The sequence below is a fragment of the Thalassotalea sp. 1_MG-2023 genome, from assembly GCF_030546745.1.
In the GTDB taxonomy this organism is placed as follows: Bacteria; Pseudomonadota; Gammaproteobacteria; order Enterobacterales; family Alteromonadaceae; genus Thalassotalea_C.
Window position 1 is genome coordinate 26,739 of the sequence record NZ_JAUOPD010000015.1, and the last position, 18,726, is coordinate 45,464.

The window sequence follows — 18,726 nt, forward strand, 5'->3', positions numbered from 1 at the left end:
TTAATTACGCTAGTTAATTTAAATAGGGCTGTTGACCTGTCACGTTTATTATTGTGGCAGTTTATTGATTTTTAGACAAAGCATTGCAACACATGCGTGGTTCTTCTATATCAAAAAAACCACAAAGCATTAATGACAAAAAGCTTCCTTTTCGGTACCACAAATTTTAATCTCGAAAGATCTACAGACCCTAGCGCTTTTATTACAATACTAGTGATGATAACAACGTTTTAGCTTCGTTTTTACCGGTAAAATCTTTTGTAGATTCAACTGCCTCTTGTAAATACATCTTTGCTTCTGCATTACGTTCTAAAGCGATTAAACTAACAGCTAAATGATATTTAATTTCAGGGTTATCTGATTCTCTTGCTATGGCGTTTCTAAAAATAGGTAACGCTTTGTCAGCTTGATTATTCTGAGTATAGGCCCACGCTAAGGTATCAGCGATCGCGATATTATTTGAAGCTAATTGATAAGCTTTCTCCGCGGCAGTTACCGCTTCTTGGTATTGTTTTTGAGCAATTAATACACCCGCATAATTGTTTAATAAACTAGGTTTTTCACCATGCATTTCCAGTAATTTTTCATATAAGTTTTGGGCAGCATCATAATTTTCTTGCTGCTTATAAATACTGGCAAGTGCAACCCCTATTACTAGATCTTGCTTGTTGTTATCAAGCCAATTTGATAATAATTGAACAGCTTTTTTATGCTCATTGATACTAATATATACATTCGATAAGCCCAACGTAGCACGTTGGGAATTATCTTGTTTTAATGATTGTTCAAATCGTTTAATTGCTTGCCCAGTATCTCCAACTTGAGCCAACACTTCACCTTTTAAGGTATCTTCAAGCCCAGGAACCGAAACCTTCTCAATGAGTGCATCAATCAAATTAAATGCTTTTTCTTGTTCATTTCGTTGCGCAAACAAAGTAATTAATTGGCTGTAAGGTGGAAAGAAGTTTTCATTCCATGCAATCGCCTTTTGTAAATTCAAAATTGCACTTTGTTGATCTTGCATTTGTAATTGTGCTTGAGCAAAACTTAAAAGCACAGGTGACTTATTTTCCGTATCTTTTACTGCTATTTGAAAATGTCTCACCGCTTCTTCATAATCTTTAATCTGCATATTGAGTCGTGCTAAGCGATGACTCAGCGCTGAGTTAGCTTTATTGCGGTTAATAAAGTTACCCAACACTTCAATCGCTTTAGTTAATTCATTTTTTAACACATGAACATCAACAACTTTACTTACAGCAAGCGAGCTTTCTCTTTCAAGACTATACGCTTTTTCATAGTATTGACTTGCAACTTCTAAATTACTTTCGCTTAAATAGGTATCACCAAGCTCTACAAGCAAGCTCGTTTGGTCGTTATTTTTTGCCAACTTTTGTTCAATAATGTTTCTTGCATCAGTAACATTTCCAGCCATTAATTCAATACGCGCAAGATGAATAGTCGTTTTTACATTGTTAGGTGCTAAATCTGCTGCTTTAAGAAAATATGTTTTCGCTTGCTGATGATCACCTAATAGTCCTTTTACCACGCCTAGCTGTTGATAGAAAAAATCGTTTTCAGGTTGTTTTTCAACTAAACGTTTAAGCACTTTTTCAGCACTTTGGTAATCTCTATTGTATTGGTACGCATTAGCTAAAATTTGTAACAATTGTTGATTATTATCAGCTAATTTTTCTGTTTCCTGCAGCAAGTCAATAGCATTACTATAATCACCTTTAACGACTAAAAGATTTGCAAAATCTAGCTTGGCAGCAACAGAGTTAGGGTTTTCAGCAATAACGTCTTGAAAATATCGAGATGCTTTTTCTACATCTCCCGTTGCCAAATACGCTTTTCCAAGTAATGACCAGATCTCTTGATCATTCGGTGTAATTAATCGAGCCTTAACTAAGTTATTTTTAGCATTAAAGTACTCATTCAGAGCCATTGATACCTTAGCTTGTAGTTTCAAGGCTCTTACGTCATCAGAGATAATCGCTAAATATTTACGCAAACTTTCATCCGCTTTAAGCATTTGCTGCTGATTAAAATTGACCACACCAGCTAAATAATGATAAATCGGATTTTCATCCATCACATCTTTAGGTAAGCCTGATAACACCACTTCTAAATGAGAGGTAGTTTCTTTAAACGCTTCATCCATGCCTAAAGTATAAGTAATTACCGCTTTTAAAAAGTTTGCTCGAGGTTCATTGGGGATCTCTTTTAGTATGGTATTAACATCTTCTAAAGCGATCTGATATTGCCGCTGTTCAATTAAAATACTAGCGCGAGTGAGTAAAGCAGGAATATGGTGGTCATTTAATGAAATCGCGTTTGATATCGCTTGTTCAGCTAGATCAAGCTTTCCTTGAAGTTGATATACTTCTGCTTGCATACGTAAGGCATTGATATCTAACGGTGACACATTTAATGCTTGCTCAGTTAGTGACAACACTTCATTAAACTGTTTCTTTTTATGCGCAACTTGAGCCAAACCCATTAATGCATCGCCATTGTTTTCATTCAGTGATAACGCTTTTCTATACTCAATAGCGGCTAAACTGGCATTATTTTTTTTGAACAATGCTCGCCCCTTTAACACGAGGATTTGGCTATTTAATTTGGTATCTCCAAGGGTAAGAGTTGCGTTATTGATCACTTTTTCGTATTGATTTTGTAGTAAATACGCTTCTAGGAATAACGGCGTTAACTTTTTTTCATCCGCGTTTTGCTGCTTCGCGTTGTTAAGCTCAATTTCTGCTGCTGCACCATTACCTTGTGCAATTAAAATTTCCGCCATTAAAATTCTTGATGGCAGATGGTCAGGATTGTTTTTCAGTGCATTTTTTAAATGAATAACGGCTTCATTTAAGTCATCCACATAAAAGCTTTTTAATGCATTTTCATACGGTTGGCTAGTATATTCTGCTGCTTCAATGCCTACGCTCGTTAGGGTTAATAAAAAACAAAACGTATATTGTGTAAATTGATTCATTAATCAAGTTCTCATTATTCCTTTTATATCGTATGATAAGCTAGCATATAGATAAACAGCAATAGCAGCTTGTTAATTAGTCAGTGTCAGGTAACTTTACAGTTTTTTTGTTTTTTAAATTAAAAATAAAAAATAACACAAACAAAACAACAGGTTAAATCTTTGGCACAAAAAATGCTAACCAAGTGTTAGATAAAAGTAATCTAATTAAAAATATTTAATGGTGATTAAAATGAAAGCTTTAAAATGGATTGGAGCGGTACTGTTTTCAGCAAGCTCAGTATTAGTTCAAGCACAGGATATTCCTGCTACACAGATAAATGATAATTATATTGGTGCTGGACATCATAGTGATGTTAACGGCTCAAGTAGCATCTATGACATTCAAAACATGGTCGTGCAACGCACAGGCACTATGCTAACCGTTGATATTTTCACTAATTTTGCTGGCAAAAATGGGTACAACGGCATTGAATTCGGTGACTTATTTATGTCAACTGACTTGCCAGTGAATTTAAGTGGTTGGAAAACATCGCAAGAAAGTGAGACTGATCGTTACTCAAGGTACAATAATAATACCACAACAAACTGGAATTATGCTTACGAGCTTTATGAAAGTGATCGTGATAATAGCACTCAAGGTGAAGGCCGTTTAGTGTCGGGATTTGATAACAGTAACGTTAGAATATCAAACTCTAGTTCACATAGAAATAATCAAGCTGTATCTTTAGGTGGTTACAGTGAAACACATGCGCGTTACGGTGATTATAACTGGCATGCTAACAATAACAAGATTACATTCTCGTTTGATGTTGCAGGTACCGCATTAGAAACAGCCACTCAAATCGCATTTCGTTGGTCAATGACTTGTGCGAACGACATTATTGAAGGTTTGGTTTCAATCGCCGATGATCAGTCAGTTGAAATTCCAGAGCCACAATCATTAATGTTGTTGTTGCTAGGTTTTGCAGGACTTGCATTAAGAAAGCGTACGGTTTAACAATTAAGAATATCATTCGATAAAGCGCCTACCTAGGCGCTTTATTTTTATCTTCAACTTTTGATAAAGGTTATAAAAGTCTGTTCAATCGCAGGATCTAAATGGTTTGGCTGACACACACTTTTTCGATAGCGATATTCAAAAAGTTGCTGCCAAAGCGATAAATGCTCCGCAGCTTTAATCTCTTCTGCTTCAATCAACAATAAGCTTGCAACCTCTGCCGTTGATAATTGAAAGCCCTGTTCTGCTTTACGCAAGCTATAAGTTGATATATAACCACGAGCACTTAACGCATCTAATGACAATGACAGCACAGGTAATGCTGAGAGATATTTGCTTTTTCTAAACATTTTTTTAGCTTCACGCCAGCTGCCATCAAGTAAAATAAATAACGGTTTCTTGTTAGATTTCTTTTCAGGTAAATGGTGATACACGTTTCTGTCATCAGTAGCATATTGATGTGGAAAAACAACATAAGGCTGGTAATCAGGATGATTAATAAGATTGATTAGTTCTTCACTAACTTCGGTTCTATGCCATTGAAATGCATAGGTGTCGGTAATAACATCCGCTATTAAGCGACCAGTATTACTTGGCTTTAATACCTCACAATCATGCATCAATAACAAGAAGCTACTGTTACTCTGTTGATTTTGTCTAAGCAGACAAAAACAATGTACTTGTGCTAATTGGCATAGTTCACAACGCTTAACACCTTTACCTCTAGCGTTATAAGGCTTTGTGGATTGCGATTTCCGTTGAAAATATAATTGATGAACAGCGTGCATGATTGTGTCTTAAGAACAAAGAGGCGCTTATTTTACGGGTTTATTCAGAAAAGAAAAAGGCATGTAAACATGCCTTACTATTGTTTAATTTAAGGGAGCTACGCTTTTTTACGGTCGCTACTTTGTACTGTAATAACATCTAATTGAGGCATTTCAGCCACTAAACGCTTTAATTGCTCTTCCAACTGATCGATACTTTCAACCGATTTACACAGTCCTTCAGCTTTTTGCTCTATCACTTCAGCGCGAGATTCCATCTCATACTCAACCTGCTCACCAAACTTTTCCATTTTCTCTTCAAAAGCGTCCATATTACCCCCAGCAAGCAATAACTCTTGGCCAACAGCTATCAGTAATGTGCCCATTGAATTTTGTACGGTTTCTTCAACTATATTTTCAATTTTTTGTTCAAAGTCTTCCCCTAAAAAGTCAGCGTCCAAGCTACCATGCTCATCAATTGCAAAGCGGTTAACATCAAAATTGCTTTCTACATCATCTTTTAGTGTGTTTAATTGCTGAGATAAATCAGCGCCAACTTTGTTACCTGCTCCCAACAGTTCATCAAACGCTAAGTTTACCCCTTCAGATGCTAGTTCTATTGCATCAATAGCAATACTTTTAACCTCTGGTACTAAGCCTCTAATTTCACGAGAATATTGTGTAACAACTGCTTGTTGTTCTGTCGTTAAAACTATTGTTTTATCATTAATCACTAACTGTTGATCATTGATAAGCTGGTAAAGCGTATCCCCCTTTTTACTAAAACTGATCACGTCATTTTGAATGCTTAACCCTGAGTTTAAATCAATGTCACATGAATCTGTTGAAAAATGTGTATCATGTGCCATTGCACTGGTCGATAATAATACTGCGCCTGCAATCATTGTTTTCATGTTATTACCCTTTATCAATCAAGTTGTTACCCCATAAACAATACAAATGAAGTGCCAACTATTATCTAGTTGAAATATAAGGATTTATTGCATTTATTTCTAGTGAGGATGTTCTTTATAACTGCATACTTAGGTCAAATAACTATTTTTTAGTTTATTTAACCAATACAAAGCAAGTTATTCCATTAGCTTTACACTAGGCCAATAATCCAACATTTTTTAAAAGTAGGCGTAATAAAAGTGCGCATTTGCCGACTAGCCGACTAAATGAATTCACAAATAATCTTTAAGGTTGAAGGTAATGCAAAAATACATTAATAACTTTTGGAATAATAATAAACGTTTCGTGCTATTTATTTTTTTAATGTTAGTGTTTCGAAGTGCGGTAGCTGACTGGAATGATGTTCCAACAGGCTCAATGAAACCAACAATCGTTGAAGGGGATCGCATTTTTATTAATAAGCTTGCTTATGATATTCAGTTACCTTTTATGCAATATTCCCTATTTAAGCTAAGTGACCCGCAAACAAATGACATCATCATTTTTGAATCTGCAGTCGCTCAAAAGCGTTTAGTAAAACGCGTGATAGGCGTACCAGGTGACACAATAGAAATGATTAACAATCGTTTATTCATTAACAATAAGGCCATTGATTATCAACACAATAAACAAGATGAGAATCTTGGATTTCGAATACTAAAAGAGCAGTTAACCGATGTGTCTCACAAAATTCAAATAACGCAACAAGACGAAGGCTACGGTAATTTTTCCCCCGTTGTAGTACCAAACGATCATTACCTAGTACTCGGTGACAATAGAAACCAAAGTGCTGATTCTAGAATGATAGGATTTATACCAAGAAATGAAATTATTGGCCGAACAAATCGGGTGGCGTTTTCGCTTGATTATGAAAATTATTATTTACCGCGATTAACACGATTTTTTAAAAGAATTTAACATTGGTGCGATCTAAAAAGGCTTTAATACCACTGACATTAGATCGCGCTTATTTGATTAAATAGATTAGGTTAAGTTTAATTCCTGAACTTTTTCATGAGCAACATCAGGTGAAGTAACAATTGGTTTTTGATGAAGCTTCGATTTCAACAAACCCTTTCTGTGCTTAAGTGCAGCATCGAGCTTCTTCACTGCATTTGCAATTGCAGGGTACATCACCTCTTCTTTTGCTGAAGCAACAACAGGTGCGCCTTCATAATTGGTAGTTAATTCCACATGGTGTTTACCATGTGCTTTCGTAATAATAACCTCTAGCGATATTAATGTAGGAAAATGGTTAGCAATCTTTTCAAGTTTTTCTTCGATATGTGATTTTACAGAATCAGTAACGTCAACGTGATGACCAGAAACGTTTATTTTCATAGCTTTTCCTTTTTTTAATTACCTACTATAAGACTGGGGTAAAAAAGCTAAAACGCAAGTAATAATCGCGAATAAATCATGCAAAAAAACCCAAGTGCATATTATTGATACACATTTAGTATAATAATTATTCTCACCTTACATTTTACGTTCAAATAATAATACATCTTCATCTTGATCTGGCAACGCTATCATTGCTATTTGCATAAACTTTAACTTAGTTAATAAAGCAATTGAACGACTATTGTTTGGATGACATATTGCTTGAATAGCACTAAGTTTAGCGCTTTTTTCGATAGAAGAAATTACACTTTCAGCCGCTTCATATGCCAACCCCTTTCCATGAAAATCTGCTAATAATGCGTACCCTATCTCTGGGTGTTTGATACCATCACGCTTAATCAAACCGCATAGTCCTATAGCCCTATTCGAACTTTTCTGCACCACACAAAGTAAACAAAAGCCATATTGTGATAACTGTGATAGTGGTCCAGTATCAATATAGTTTTTCGCACTTTGCAAGTCACGAACCCCTTTATCACCAATATTTTTTAAAAATGCAGGCTCATTCAGTAAAGCCAAGATCATGTTGGCATCTTTATGCGTTAATAAACGTAAGATTAACCGTTTTGTCTCGATGGTTATCACAATATCCCCTAATTCATTCGATGATTTTATACTTATGAAGATTTCACTATTTTTTAGTTAATTTCACCAATAATTAAAAATTAATGTTGTATCCGGATGACATGAAAAACACGACAAAAATCTACAACCAACTGTTTTAATTAAACTTTAAAATATTGGCACTTTCACTGCTATAGGTTTATTGAATCATGAAACAGGAGAGTTAGAATGAAATTAATCACAACAGCAATCACCGTAGCAGCACTTTCAATCGCATTTAACAGTAGCGCAAATAGTACAGCATTACCTTCTACCACATTATTTTCTGCAAACGATAGCGTATCAACTGCGTTGTGTATGTCAGCTGCAAAAGGCAGTCGAGTGGCTTTATTAACATCGATAAAGCAGTCTGGCTATTCACGTCAATATATTAAAAATAATTTACACTGTAACGATTTACCCGTTAGTGACTTTGTTGCAAAGTACGGAAAATCACCTGAAAAAATTCAACGAATATTAGACCCTAAGTACCGTCATGGGCAAGTGACAATTAAAGATGTAACCGCTCCTTAGTCATCTAACCTATTTGTTTATTCCCTTAGCACCATTTATTGGTGCTTTTTTTTGTATTTTTATTTTTTAGACGTAGATTTTTAGTTATAATTCTGCAGCCTAACCGTTTATTTTTTTTGAGTTTTCATGTTTGACGATATTCGCCCCTATAACGATAGTGAAGTTAAAAGCGTAGTACATGCTTTAATTGCAGAACAAGAGTTTATCGATGCCATAGCTACCTTTTCATTACCTAAAACTTTTTCTACCTTTCCGGCATTTGCTCGACTCATTGTGAAGTTTAAAATAAAACAGAAAGCTCGTAAATTTAATAATGTAGATGACATTCAACGTTATGTTTCGCGATTTTTAAACGCGTTGGTAAAAAGCACAATCACCTCTCTAACGCATAGTGGTTTAGCTAACATTCCTACAAACAAGCCATGTTTATTTATTAGTAACCACCGAGACATTGTCTTAGATGTCGCTTTAATTAATTATGTATTACATGATAATAATTGCGCAACTGTTGAAGCTGCTGTAGGGGATAATTTATTAAGCAAACAATGGGTTGCTGACTTAATGCGGATCAATAAAAGTTTTATTGTTAAACGTAATGAAAAAACCAAACGCGCTATGCTAACCGCTTCCAAGCAATTATCTGCGTATATACTGCATAGTCTTACTGATAAAAAACAAAATATTTGGATTGCACAAAAAGAAGGTCGTGCTAAGGATGGTATTGATAAAACAAATGCAGCATTAATCTCAATGTTATTGCTCAATAAGTCCAAAGATCAAAGCATTGCTGACTACCTTGAGCAATTAAATATTATTCCCGTATCTATTTCTTACGAATTTGATCCCTGTGATCAACATAAAGCGCAAGAATTAGCAAAGATGCAAACAGAAGGCAGCTATGAGAAACAAGAGCACGAAGACTTACACAGCATTACGCAAGGTATTGTCGGTCATAAAGGTAATGTTCATTTAGCGTTTGGTGAAGCAATACAAGGTGATTACCTTGACAGTAAAGCTATTGCAGCAGCGATTGATCAACAAATCATTAGCAATTATCACTTATTTTCCAGTAATCAAAATGCATATGAATACCTAAAATCTGGTGATATGAACACATTGGATCATCTAGCACATCGTTTTGAAAAACTAAACACTCAAGAAAAATCATTACTGATCCAAATGTACGCGAACCCTGTTATTGCAAAGGAACGAGAGATTTCATCGCATTCTTCATAATGCAATAATCATTTATTTGCGGATTAACGGTTATTTGGCTAAAAGAAAAACTTTGCAAGCATAAAAATACAACAACTAATGCCAAGCGTTAAATAGATGCTTTTAAACCTGTAGGCACAAAAAATAGCAATGACTCCAGCAAGTAAATACGGATTATTGACTGATAATGATAACTGCTCATCCCTAATGAAAATAATAGGTACCCAAATGGCCGTTAGCACCGTTGGCGCACTGTAACTTAGAAAAACTCCAACACGATCGCTTAATTTTAACGGTAAACTAGGGTGTATAAAAAGGTATCGAGAGAGAAAAGTAATCATAGCCATCAATACAATAATAAGTAACGTCATTTGCTTTTTCCTTGAGAAACAAGTTGTTGCCTACTTGTATATTGATAGACCGCATAACCAGCAAACATACCACCAAGCGTTGATAAAATAAGCGCCATTTGCCACTGCCATAAATTAAAAATAATAGCGAGTACGCCTGAAACAAGTACAGCAATAAAAATTGAGAGATTTTTAATTCCTGGAACAACCAAAGCTATAAAGGTAACCGCTATCGCAAAATCTAATCCTAATTCAGTTAAATCAGGTAAGAAGCTCCCAGCTAACACGCCAATTAGGTTCCATATAAACCAAGTAATATAAAAACTACCGCCAGCTGACAAAGCATAATATAAACGATTGCTGTTTTGATAAGCCTGCTTTCGCCCTGAAAACGCAAATAACTCATCAGTGAGTAAAAAACCTAGGGGTAAACGCCAACGTTTAGGTAAATGCTTTAGTTTATTTCGTAAGGCAAGTCCGTAAAGAAAGTGTCGTGAACTAATAATAAACGTCGTTAATAATATGGTTGCCAATGACGCATTTCCAGCAATTAACTCGATAGAGACTAACTGCACTGCCCCAGCAAAAACAATCAAAGGCATTAACAACGCTTCAAAAATTGTAAAGTCTCGTTGAATTGCTAATGAACCACACAATATCCCCCAGGGTAATACCGCTAGGTTCAACGGCATCATGTCTAGCAAACCTTTTAGCAAATACTTTCGTTTGATGTTTCTCATTCGTTAACAATGACGTGTTTATCATATAGTTATGATACAGTATCTTGACACAAATTAAGTCAATAAAAACTATGAACAACACAATTGCTTTAGTGACTGGTGCAAGTAGAGGTATTGGTGCTGCAACAGCAAAAATGTTAGCAAAACAGAATGTTACAGTAATCGTAAATTATTTACGTAATCAACAAGCAGCAGATAACGTTGTTGATGAGATATTAGCGAGTGGCGGAAATGCTAAAGCCATTCAAGCCGATGTATCAAAAGAAGGTGACATCAAAGCGCTTTTTGATGAAATTGATCTGCTAAATGGTAACCTTACACAATTGGTCAATAATGCAGGGACTTTATTTGAACAATCAAGCATAGAAAATATGACCGCTGAACGCATAAACAAAGTGTTAAGTATCAATGTCACCAGTTATTTCCTATGTTGCCGCGAAGCCGTTAAGCGTATGTCTACTAAGCACGGTGGTAATGGTGGGGCAATCGTTAATGTATCTTCTGCCGCTTCTCGTTTAGGAGCCCCACATGAATATATTGACTACGCAGCAAGTAAAGGTGCCATCGACACATTAACAACAGGTCTCTCATTAGAAGTAGCTGACGCAGATATACGCGTGAACGGCGTAAGGCCTGGGTTAATTTACACTGACATTCATTCGCAGGGCGGAGAGCCTAATAGAGTTGATAGACTGTCACCTAATCTTCCAATGAAGCGTGGTGGCCATGTTGATGAAGTAGCGCATGCTATTTGCTGGTTACTCTCCGAAGAAGCATCATATTGCACCGGAAGCCAGTTAGATCTAGCAGGTGGTAAATAGCATAACCATTTGTCTTCGTCTCGAGAAATTATTAGAATAAATTCATTAAACTTGATGTTAATTATCACTGTATGATCCGCACAACCACCATAACGCTACCTTCATTTTTACGACGAACAATGCGTGCATTTGCCTTAAAAGCTGAAATCAGAGCTATAGGCTGTCAACTAAACAGGGTTGGTCGTTCTAGAAACTGGCAATTAACAGGTACCGCTGAGCAACTGAATGATGTGGTATTGTTCATCGAAAACTCAGGAGAAAACTCGTGGCTTTGGCTCGCAAAAAAATTAAGACTAGAAACCGATAAGCTCAGTCATGAAATTTTATTAGCCATTGCCAAAAAAAATGATGGTATAACCGTCAATGAATTAATGGCTAAAACAGACTGTACCGTTTTAGAAGCAAGGAAAGTTATCGATGAACTTGAATGGTTAGATGATTAACCTCACGTAATAACCTTAAAAACAATTACCAGCGTAAAAAAAGCACTCATTGAGTGCTTTTTTTATTAACTGACACATTAAAGTGCTTATTTTTTCTTGCGTGTCGTTTTTTTCTTCGCTTGGGTTTCTTGCCATTTACCGTCTTGATAAGTTGCTGTCCACCCGGTTGCTTTACCGTCAACCTCAGTCATTACATATTGTGACTTATTTTTACGGCTATAGCGTACAACCGCTAAGTTTCCGTCAGCATCTTTTTCAGGTGCATCAGCTAAATAGTAAAACTTCGGTGAAATACGATCACGAAAACGTTTTAACTCTGCAACTTTTGGCGCACGAGTTTCCCTTGACTTAGGAAACGTACTTGCAGCTAAAAAGATACCCGCAGCCCCATCACGTAGTACAAAATGGGCATCTGACTTTTCACAAGGTAACTCAGGTAATTGCACTGGGTCTTCTTTAGGTGGCGCAGCTTCACCATTAGCTAATAGTTTACGTGTATTTTTACATTCACTATTGGTGCAGTCAAAATATTTGCCAAATCGACCATTTTTTAATTCCATATCGCTTTGGCATCGATCACATTCTAAAACAGGGCCATCGTATCCCTTAATCTTAAACGTACCTTGCTCGAGTTCTACACCATCACAAACTGGATTATTACCACATACGTGTAATTTACGCTTTTCATCAATCAAATAACTATCCATGGCGGTATCGCACTTAGGACAGCGATGCATCGCACGTAATGCATCTGTTTCTTGATCTTCAGATAATACGCTAACCGCTTCTTCACCTGGCGTTAAATTCATGGTTTTTGTGCAGCGCTCTTTTGGCGGCAATGCATAGCCAGAACATCCAAGAAACACCCCTGTTGACGCCGTTCTAATGCCCATTTTTCTGCCACAGGTTGGACAATCAATATCCGTTAAAATAGGCTCGTTAGCACGCATACCACCTTCATCAGTAGGTTTATCTGCTAATTGCAACTGTTGGGTAAAGTTTTTATAAAACTCATCCAATACATCTTTCCAAGGCAATTTACCTTCGGCAATTTCATCAAGCTCTTTTTCCATTTCAGCGGTAAAGTTATAACTCATTAAGTTATTAAAACTTGCTGAGAGGCTGTCAGTGACAATTTCACCCATTTTTTCGGCGTAAAAACGCTTCTTCTCTAAACGTACATAGCCGCGATCTTGTATAGTAGAAATAATAGAGGCATAAGTCGATGGACGGCCAATAGAACGTTTCTCTAACTCTTTAACTAATGACGCTTCACCAAATCTAGCGGGTGGCTTAGTAAAATGTTGACTAGGATCTAACTTTTCTAGTGTTAAGTTATCGCGGACTGATAAATCAGGCAAATGTGTATCTTTATCACCTTTTGACAATTGCGGGTGCACTTTGGTCCAACCGTCAAACTGCATTACACGACCTTTTGCTTTTAAGTCATAATCTGCTGCTGAAATTGTTAAAGTACTTACGGTATAGCGAGCAGCCGTCATTTGACACGCAACAAATTGACGCCAAATTAACTCATATAGCTTTTTACAGTCAGCATCTACCCCTTCTAATAATGCAGCTTCTAACTTCACATTAGAAGGACGTATTGCTTCATGCGCTTCTTGCGCATTCGCTTTACTGCCATATGTGCGAGGGCTTTCAGGCAAGTAGCTATCACCAAATGATTTACGTACGTAATCACGACACATTTCAACGGCATCTTTACTCAAATTCGTTGAATCTGTACGCATATACGTAATATGGCCCGCTTCATATAGTCGTTGAGCCAAGCTCATGGTGCGTTTAACACCAAAACCAAGACGGGTACTTGCAGCTTGTTGTAGTGTAGAGGTAATAAAAGGTGCCGAAGGTGAACTTTTCGAAGGTTTATCTTCTCGTTTAGCAACTTGATATGATGCATTTTCTAATGTCGCAACAGCTTGCATCGCTTGTTGTTCATTAGTCGCACTAAACGTTTTGCCTAAATGATGCGTTACGCCTAATACAAGTTCTTCTTTTTGCTGTGTTTTAGTGTGTGCATTTATCTCCCAATATTCTTTGGGATTAAAAGCTTTTATCTCACGTTCTTTTTCGACTACAAGTTTAACAGCAACAGATTGTACGCGACCAGCAGACAAACCTCGGGCAACTTTCTTCCACAATAGTGGGCTAACCATAAAGCCAACAACACGATCTAAAAAACGGCGTGCTTGTTGAGCGTTAACCCCAGGCATACTCAAAATACTAGGGGCGGAGAAAGCCTGTTGGATAGCATTTTCAGTAATTTCATTAAACACAACGCGTTTAAACTTACTGTCTTCGCCACCAATAATCTCTTTTAAATGCCATGCAATCGCTTCTCCCTCGCGATCCAAATCGGTTGCGAGATAGATGGTATCGGCATTCGCAGCAAGTTTTTGTAACTCACTAACTACTTTTTCTTTACCTGGAAGGATTTGATAATCCGCCTTCCAGTCTTTATCTGGGTCAATTCCCATACGGTTGACTAACGCTTGACGGTCTCGTTTCGCCTTATATTTGGCCTTTTGTTCAGGAGACATTTTTCTTACTTCAGCCGGAGATTTGGTGGCTGCTTTCTTCCCAGTACTACCTGTTGGAAGGTCACGAATATGACCGACGCTAGATTTTACGACGAAGTTTTTTCCAAGGTATTTGTTAATTGTCTTGGCTTTAGCCGGTGATTCGACAATTACCAGAGATTTCGACATAGTCTATTTGATCCTACATGTGCTGACGTAACGCGTCAGATATCGTTGCGCTAGCTTGACGTATTTAACTGATTGGTTTGCGAGCGAATTTTAACCAATTACAGCGCTAATTTTGAAAACAATATTTATAAATTTACAAATTACTATTAGATATATCTGTAAATAAGCAAGCTTACAAGCAATAATTTTTTAGATTAACCTATCACGACGATTGCTTTATAATGCTAGCGTGAGAAAATTGGCGTAATCATAGTAGAGTTTTCGCCGAATGATAAGCGTTAATCCGCTAAATTTTTCACTAATACCAATTCGCATAGAGATTAAGTCAGCTCAGAGCGATGTCAGAGGTGGGAGAATAAGCGAAACGTGTGCAGGTATAGTTGTTCTACATCAAACACGTTTTGCGCAATTATCGCGCCTCTAAAGCGTTTAATTCTCGCTGAATGACCGAATATTTATGCGAATTGGTATAAATTATAACTACAATAAATAATTAACCATCAATGAAACCTCACACGTGGTAATTCCCACGCTTAACATTAGAGATTTTTTATGACAACGCATGCCGCATTTTTACAGAAGATACAACAAAGTTTATGTCCTCCAGGAAATGGAGTTTTCACGGTTAATACTGCAAAGGAGCGCAAAGAACAACTTCATCAAAAGTTATTCGGCACTACCGAAAACATTGAACAAAAATGGCAAGAAAGTTTACAAGGCCTCACAACAGCAAGCAAAGCTGTTGTACTTGGCATTGCATCTGATTGTGGCGGTGGCATTTTACGAGGTGCAAACTGGGGGCCATTATTTGTTCGTTCAGCGTTACTTGAACATCATCCAGAGTCGGTGAGTTTTGATTTGGGTGATGTGCGTGTGATACCTCACCTGTTGCACGATAAATATTTAAATGAAGGGACTATTACAAGTTGTCGTAAAGCGCTTTACAATGACGAACACAGCCCATTAGCGGTAAGTCCGTTAACGATCACCGAAGATGTTTTACATGATTTTTACACCCTATATCCTGAAAAAGGTATTTTTGGTATCGGTGGTGATCATTCAAACAGTTACCCTTTAACCAAAGCGTATTTGCAAGCGAAGAAAAAACAAGGTAAACGTGCCGCAATTATTCACTTTGACGCGCATACCGATTTACTCGTAGAAAGGCTTGGTATCGATTTATGTTTTGGTTCATGGTGTACGCACATACTTAATGATTTACATGATCCTAGCCACCTTATTCAATTAGGTATACGCTCTAGCGGCAAACCAAAGTCACATTGGGAATCTACCTTTGGTGTACAACAACATTGGGCACATGAAATTATTGAACGTGGTGTTGATGCAGTACTTGCAGATATTATTTCGCACCTTAAATCAGAAAACATAGAAGAGCTTTATGTAAGTTTTGATATTGACGCGTTAGATCAATCATTTGCAGCAGCGACAGGTACACCAGAACCTGATGGTTTATCGCCTGAACAAGCAATTAACATATTAACAACGCTTGCAGAGCAGTTTGCAGTTACGGGGGCAGATATGATGGAAATTGCCCCCTTTACTGATAGTACAGGGCAAGGCAATGCCAGTGCACAAACAACTTTAAAACATGGCGCAGATATTTCAGCGGTTTTAATTGAAGCAATGGGCCGATAGCGAGCCGTAGTAAAGCCCATAAAAAAAGCCGCAGTGCGGCTTTTTTTTATACTTGCTTATTTTTTATTGAATGCCATCACACGAGAAGTGTTCACCAAATGGCCCACTCATTCCGATACTAGCAGTAGGTGGTGAAATATCTTCATCATTCACATCATCTGCTGAATTAGGCAAGGTATAAGTTGTCATAACATGACTTTCTGTACCTGAAACTTTTGCTGAGACAATTAAATTAATATCGACCCAACTGCCATAACTTTGTGCATACACTAAATCAATTAGCACCTTACCTTCACTATCAGTTACCGCTTCAACAGGTACTGTATTATCATCTTCAACTGTTACAGTTAGCAGTGAAGAAATCACATTACCTGGGGTTAATGTGCCGCTATTGTTGGTGTCTTCACCTGGGTCAAGTATGCCATCTAAATTAATATCTTCATTATTACAACGTATTGGCGGCGTATCTTGTAAGAACGTGGCGGTATCTCTGTCATGTGCGCTTGCAGCATGTGCAGCGCCAGACTCACCTGCGGTTGTCCAAACTTGGAATTCACCACCCACGTAAAATGGTACCCAACGGCCTTTATAATAAGCATCGGGCACTGAAGATACTGTCACTTTTTGACCTACTACAGGATTTGAGTCAGCATCAGTAACGAAGGCGACAAAACGTTTAGTATACGTTGTCTCATTATCTTCTATTTCGTTACCTGTACCAACAGCAATAAACAGTTCTCTGTCTGCAACGGTCATAGTTACCGTATCAGTCACCGTTGGTTGATCTTTAACCGTAGCACTAATTTCAATACCATCTTGGGCCGACACCGTATTTGAAGTATATACGGTTGAAGCACTACCGTTACTATCAGTCACCGCCTCAGCTGGGAAAATACTGCCACCAGTTACATCACTTAAGTTAAAGACAATAGTTTTATTTTTAACTAAGTTACCGTTAGCATCTCTTGCCACCACGGAAATAGTCGAGGTTTGCCCGTCAGGCCCTATTGAATTCGGCGAAGCTTGAGCGACAATTCGTTCAACGGTTTCAGCGATAAATTCAAACTCAAGTTGATTAGAAATTTCAACGCTGTCATCTGTTCCAGTAAAGGTGACAATTGCCTTGCCTGCATCACTTGATGTTAACGAAGCAGAAACTTGTCCATTAGCAATAACACCTGATGATGAAGCTAAACTACCGCGGGTTGTTGAAAATTCTACTTTAGTACCATCAGCCACTGGCGAACCAGAGCGATTCCAATCAAGTGTCACCGTTGCCGTATCTGATAATAAAACGTCAGGAGTACTTGTGCCCGTAGAAGGATTGATTATTTGGCCATCACCATTATTGAACCGAGTAAAAGTAAAAGAATCGGCCTGCACAGAAACACTTTTAGAGGCTGTAGCACCTAGGGCCGTTGCTACAATTGCATTAGTACCACCGGTTCTACCAGTTACATTAACAAACGCTTTCCCCTGTGCGTCAGTAGTGACACTTGCTGGAAACTCTAATGATGCTATACCACCCGTTGGTGTATTGGCTAACGATAACGCAACTTCAACATCAGCTACACCACGGCTATCAGAATCAAGTACGTTAATACTAAACGAACTTGCATCATCCAACGCTAAAGAAGCTGAGCCTGTTAATTGAACCTCTGTACCAACAACATATACATTGACATCATCACTGATGTCGCCATTACTCGCAGTAACCACAATCGTTCTATTTTCAGGATTACCTACCGTGGTTAATATAGCCGTCGCTTGACCATTAGCGTTCGTGGTTGAACTTGGTACGCCATCCTCAGAATTAGACACAAGTATTGAGCCTGAAGGTTGTGAAACAAAAGAGATATCAATACCAGAAAGTAACACATTATTACTATTCTTGGCGATTGCCGTTAATAACACCCCTTGGGCACCACTCGATGATATCTGTTGATTGCTGGCATAAAGTAAAATTTCATTCACTGTCGGGCCAGTCACAACATTACCATCACCGGCACTGTTAAAGCCTATTGCCTCTGACTCTTCACCCGAAGCTAACGAGGCTGTAATTTCACCACCCCCTTCACTTGTACCTGCATATAAGGTAACTTTGGCAACCCCATCACTGTTAGTAGCGCTTGCTCCATTATTTTCAAAATAAGCAATATTGGTATCGTTAACTGATAAATCGAAAGTCACTAGCTTATTGGTCACAGGACTATTGCCTTGCATTACCGTAGCGATCACATCCACAGGTGAGTCTTTTGACACCTCTTCTGTGCTTGATAAGCTTAGTGAAATAGTGATTGGATCAGGCGTAGTTGGATCAGAGGAGCCTTCTTGGCTAAGTCCCCCATCTCCACCACCACAGCCAATTAAAGCCATGCAACTAATGATATAAAAGAGGGTTCTCATTACTGCCATACAAGCATCTCCCTGATGTTGTGTTAATTAGGTAACAGTTTAATACTAACCGAAAAAAAAGAAAAAGGTCACTAACTTATTTAAAAAATCTTAACAC

Annotated in this window: 16 protein-coding genes; 7 read left to right on the forward strand and 9 right to left on the reverse strand. The window is 37.6% G+C overall.

Annotation, left to right across the window (positions count from 1 at the left end; translation table 11 throughout):
* Window positions 1-202: 202 nt before the first annotated feature.
* Window positions 203-2,998, reverse strand: coding sequence for an XrtA/PEP-CTERM system TPR-repeat protein PrsT (gene prsT / locus Q4489_RS12455; protein WP_303480864.1), 2,796 nt, complete (start codon window positions 2,996-2,998; stop codon window positions 203-205).
* A 232-nt stretch (window positions 2,999-3,230) separates the two neighbouring features.
* Here prsT and Q4489_RS12460 point away from each other — a divergent pair, with 232 nt between their 5' ends.
* A complete protein-coding gene (locus Q4489_RS12460) occupies window positions 3,231-3,998 on the forward strand; it encodes a PEP-CTERM sorting domain-containing protein (protein ID WP_303480866.1) in 768 nt (255 codons plus the stop codon).
* A gap of 53 nt (window positions 3,999-4,051) precedes the next feature.
* Here the strand turns inward: Q4489_RS12460 and Q4489_RS12465 are convergent, their stop codons facing one another.
* Together Q4489_RS12465 and Q4489_RS12470 are read right to left on the reverse strand one after the other, a co-directional pair.
* Window positions 4,052-4,786: a tRNA-uridine aminocarboxypropyltransferase gene (locus Q4489_RS12465; RefSeq protein WP_303480867.1), complete on the reverse strand. Its 735-nt coding sequence runs from the start codon at window positions 4,784-4,786 to the stop codon at window positions 4,052-4,054.
* A gap of 98 nt (window positions 4,787-4,884) precedes the next feature.
* Window positions 4,885-5,679: a DUF2884 family protein gene (locus Q4489_RS12470; RefSeq protein ID WP_303480868.1), complete on the reverse strand. Its 795-nt coding sequence runs from the start codon at window positions 5,677-5,679 to the stop codon at window positions 4,885-4,887.
* A gap of 301 nt (window positions 5,680-5,980) precedes the next feature.
* Here Q4489_RS12470 and lepB point away from each other — a divergent pair, with 301 nt between their 5' ends.
* Window positions 5,981-6,637 (forward strand): signal peptidase I, encoded by a 657-nt coding sequence (gene lepB / locus Q4489_RS12475; RefSeq protein WP_303480870.1) that lies wholly within the window; start codon window positions 5,981-5,983, stop codon window positions 6,635-6,637.
* A 66-nt stretch (window positions 6,638-6,703) separates the two neighbouring features.
* Here the strand turns inward: lepB and raiA are convergent, their stop codons facing one another.
* Complete coding sequence (gene raiA / locus Q4489_RS12480; RefSeq protein WP_303480872.1) at window positions 6,704-7,060, reverse strand: ribosome-associated translation inhibitor RaiA; 357 nt, start codon at window positions 7,058-7,060, stop codon at window positions 6,704-6,706.
* Window positions 7,061-7,198: 138 nt separating this feature from the next.
* Window positions 7,199-7,708, reverse strand: coding sequence for a GNAT family N-acetyltransferase (locus Q4489_RS12485; RefSeq protein ID WP_303480874.1), 510 nt, complete (start codon window positions 7,706-7,708; stop codon window positions 7,199-7,201).
* Between the two features lie 207 nt (window positions 7,709-7,915).
* Here Q4489_RS12485 and Q4489_RS12490 point away from each other — a divergent pair, with 207 nt between their 5' ends.
* Both Q4489_RS12490 and Q4489_RS12495 read left to right on the forward strand, forming a co-directional pair.
* Entirely contained in the window at window positions 7,916-8,260 is a 345-nt protein-coding gene (locus Q4489_RS12490) for a DUF3718 domain-containing protein (protein ID WP_303480877.1), read from the forward strand.
* 126 nt (window positions 8,261-8,386) lie between these two features.
* Window positions 8,387-9,496 carry a 1-acyl-sn-glycerol-3-phosphate acyltransferase gene (locus Q4489_RS12495; RefSeq protein WP_303480879.1) on the forward strand — a complete coding sequence of 370 codons (1,110 nt, stop codon included), beginning with the start codon at window positions 8,387-8,389 and terminating at the stop codon, window positions 9,494-9,496.
* Between the two features lie 38 nt (window positions 9,497-9,534).
* Here the strand turns inward: Q4489_RS12495 and Q4489_RS12500 are convergent, their stop codons facing one another.
* Window positions 9,535-9,846 carry an AzlD domain-containing protein gene (locus Q4489_RS12500; protein WP_303480880.1) on the reverse strand — a complete coding sequence of 104 codons (312 nt, stop codon included), beginning with the start codon at window positions 9,844-9,846 and terminating at the stop codon, window positions 9,535-9,537.
* Window positions 9,843-10,565 (reverse strand): AzlC family ABC transporter permease, encoded by a 723-nt coding sequence (locus Q4489_RS12505; RefSeq protein ID WP_303480882.1) that lies wholly within the window; start codon window positions 10,563-10,565, stop codon window positions 9,843-9,845. The genes Q4489_RS12500 and Q4489_RS12505 overlap by 4 nt, the downstream gene beginning before the upstream one ends.
* A 71-nt stretch (window positions 10,566-10,636) precedes the next feature.
* Between Q4489_RS12505 and Q4489_RS12510 the strand changes: the two genes are divergently transcribed.
* Entirely contained in the window at window positions 10,637-11,386 is a 750-nt protein-coding gene (locus Q4489_RS12510) for an SDR family oxidoreductase (protein WP_303480884.1), read from the forward strand.
* Window positions 11,387-11,457: 71 nt separating this feature from the next.
* The gene (locus Q4489_RS12515; protein ID WP_074495583.1) at window positions 11,458-11,829 is read left to right on the forward strand and encodes a ribosome recycling factor family protein; all 372 of its coding nucleotides are present in this window, start codon (window positions 11,458-11,460) and stop codon (window positions 11,827-11,829) included.
* Between the two features lie 86 nt (window positions 11,830-11,915).
* On the opposite strand, the gene topA is transcribed toward Q4489_RS12515, so the two are convergent.
* Window positions 11,916-14,558 carry a type I DNA topoisomerase gene (topA, locus tag Q4489_RS12520; RefSeq protein ID WP_303480887.1) on the reverse strand — a complete coding sequence of 881 codons (2,643 nt, stop codon included), beginning with the start codon at window positions 14,556-14,558 and terminating at the stop codon, window positions 11,916-11,918.
* Between the two features lie 552 nt (window positions 14,559-15,110).
* On the opposite strand from topA, the gene Q4489_RS12525 reads away from it, so the two are divergent.
* Window positions 15,111-16,214: an arginase family protein gene (locus Q4489_RS12525; protein ID WP_303480889.1), complete on the forward strand. Its 1,104-nt coding sequence runs from the start codon at window positions 15,111-15,113 to the stop codon at window positions 16,212-16,214.
* 63 nt (window positions 16,215-16,277) lie between these two features.
* Here Q4489_RS12525 and Q4489_RS12530 read toward each other — a convergent pair whose 3' ends face one another.
* Window positions 16,278-18,629: an Ig-like domain-containing protein gene (locus tag Q4489_RS12530; RefSeq protein ID WP_303480891.1), complete on the reverse strand. Its 2,352-nt coding sequence runs from the start codon at window positions 18,627-18,629 to the stop codon at window positions 16,278-16,280.
* Between the last annotated feature and the right edge of the window lie 97 nt (window positions 18,630-18,726).

Bases quoted from the DNA above. Each gene is read 5' to 3' on its own strand.
- Q4489_RS12460 (WP_303480866.1), top strand. From the start codon at position 3,231: ATGAAAGCTTTAAAATGGATTGGAGCGGTACTGTTTTCAGCAAGCTCA.
- Q4489_RS12530 (WP_303480891.1), bottom strand. From the start codon at position 18,629: ATGGCAGTAATGAGAACCCTCTTTTATATCATTAGTTGCATGGCTTTA.
- Q4489_RS12495 (WP_303480879.1), top strand. From the start codon at position 8,387: ATGTTTGACGATATTCGCCCCTATAACGATAGTGAAGTTAAAAGCGTA.
- Q4489_RS12515 (WP_074495583.1), top strand. From the start codon at position 11,458: ATGATCCGCACAACCACCATAACGCTACCTTCATTTTTACGACGAACA.
- Q4489_RS12470 (WP_303480868.1), bottom strand. From the start codon at position 5,679: ATGAAAACAATGATTGCAGGCGCAGTATTATTATCGACCAGTGCAATG.
- Q4489_RS12500 (WP_303480880.1), bottom strand. From the start codon at position 9,846: ATGACGTTACTTATTATTGTATTGATGGCTATGATTACTTTTCTCTCT.
- Q4489_RS12505 (WP_303480882.1), bottom strand. From the start codon at position 10,565: ATGAGAAACATCAAACGAAAGTATTTGCTAAAAGGTTTGCTAGACATG.
- Q4489_RS12510 (WP_303480884.1), top strand. From the start codon at position 10,637: ATGAACAACACAATTGCTTTAGTGACTGGTGCAAGTAGAGGTATTGGT.
- Q4489_RS12465 (WP_303480867.1), bottom strand. From the start codon at position 4,786: ATGCACGCTGTTCATCAATTATATTTTCAACGGAAATCGCAATCCACA.
- topA (WP_303480887.1), bottom strand. From the start codon at position 14,558: ATGTCGAAATCTCTGGTAATTGTCGAATCACCGGCTAAAGCCAAGACA.
- Q4489_RS12525 (WP_303480889.1), top strand. From the start codon at position 15,111: ATGACAACGCATGCCGCATTTTTACAGAAGATACAACAAAGTTTATGT.
- Q4489_RS12490 (WP_303480877.1), top strand. From the start codon at position 7,916: ATGAAATTAATCACAACAGCAATCACCGTAGCAGCACTTTCAATCGCA.
- raiA (WP_303480872.1), bottom strand. From the start codon at position 7,060: ATGAAAATAAACGTTTCTGGTCATCACGTTGACGTTACTGATTCTGTA.
- lepB (WP_303480870.1), top strand. From the start codon at position 5,981: ATGCAAAAATACATTAATAACTTTTGGAATAATAATAAACGTTTCGTG.
- prsT (WP_303480864.1), bottom strand. From the start codon at position 2,998: ATGAATCAATTTACACAATATACGTTTTGTTTTTTATTAACCCTAACG.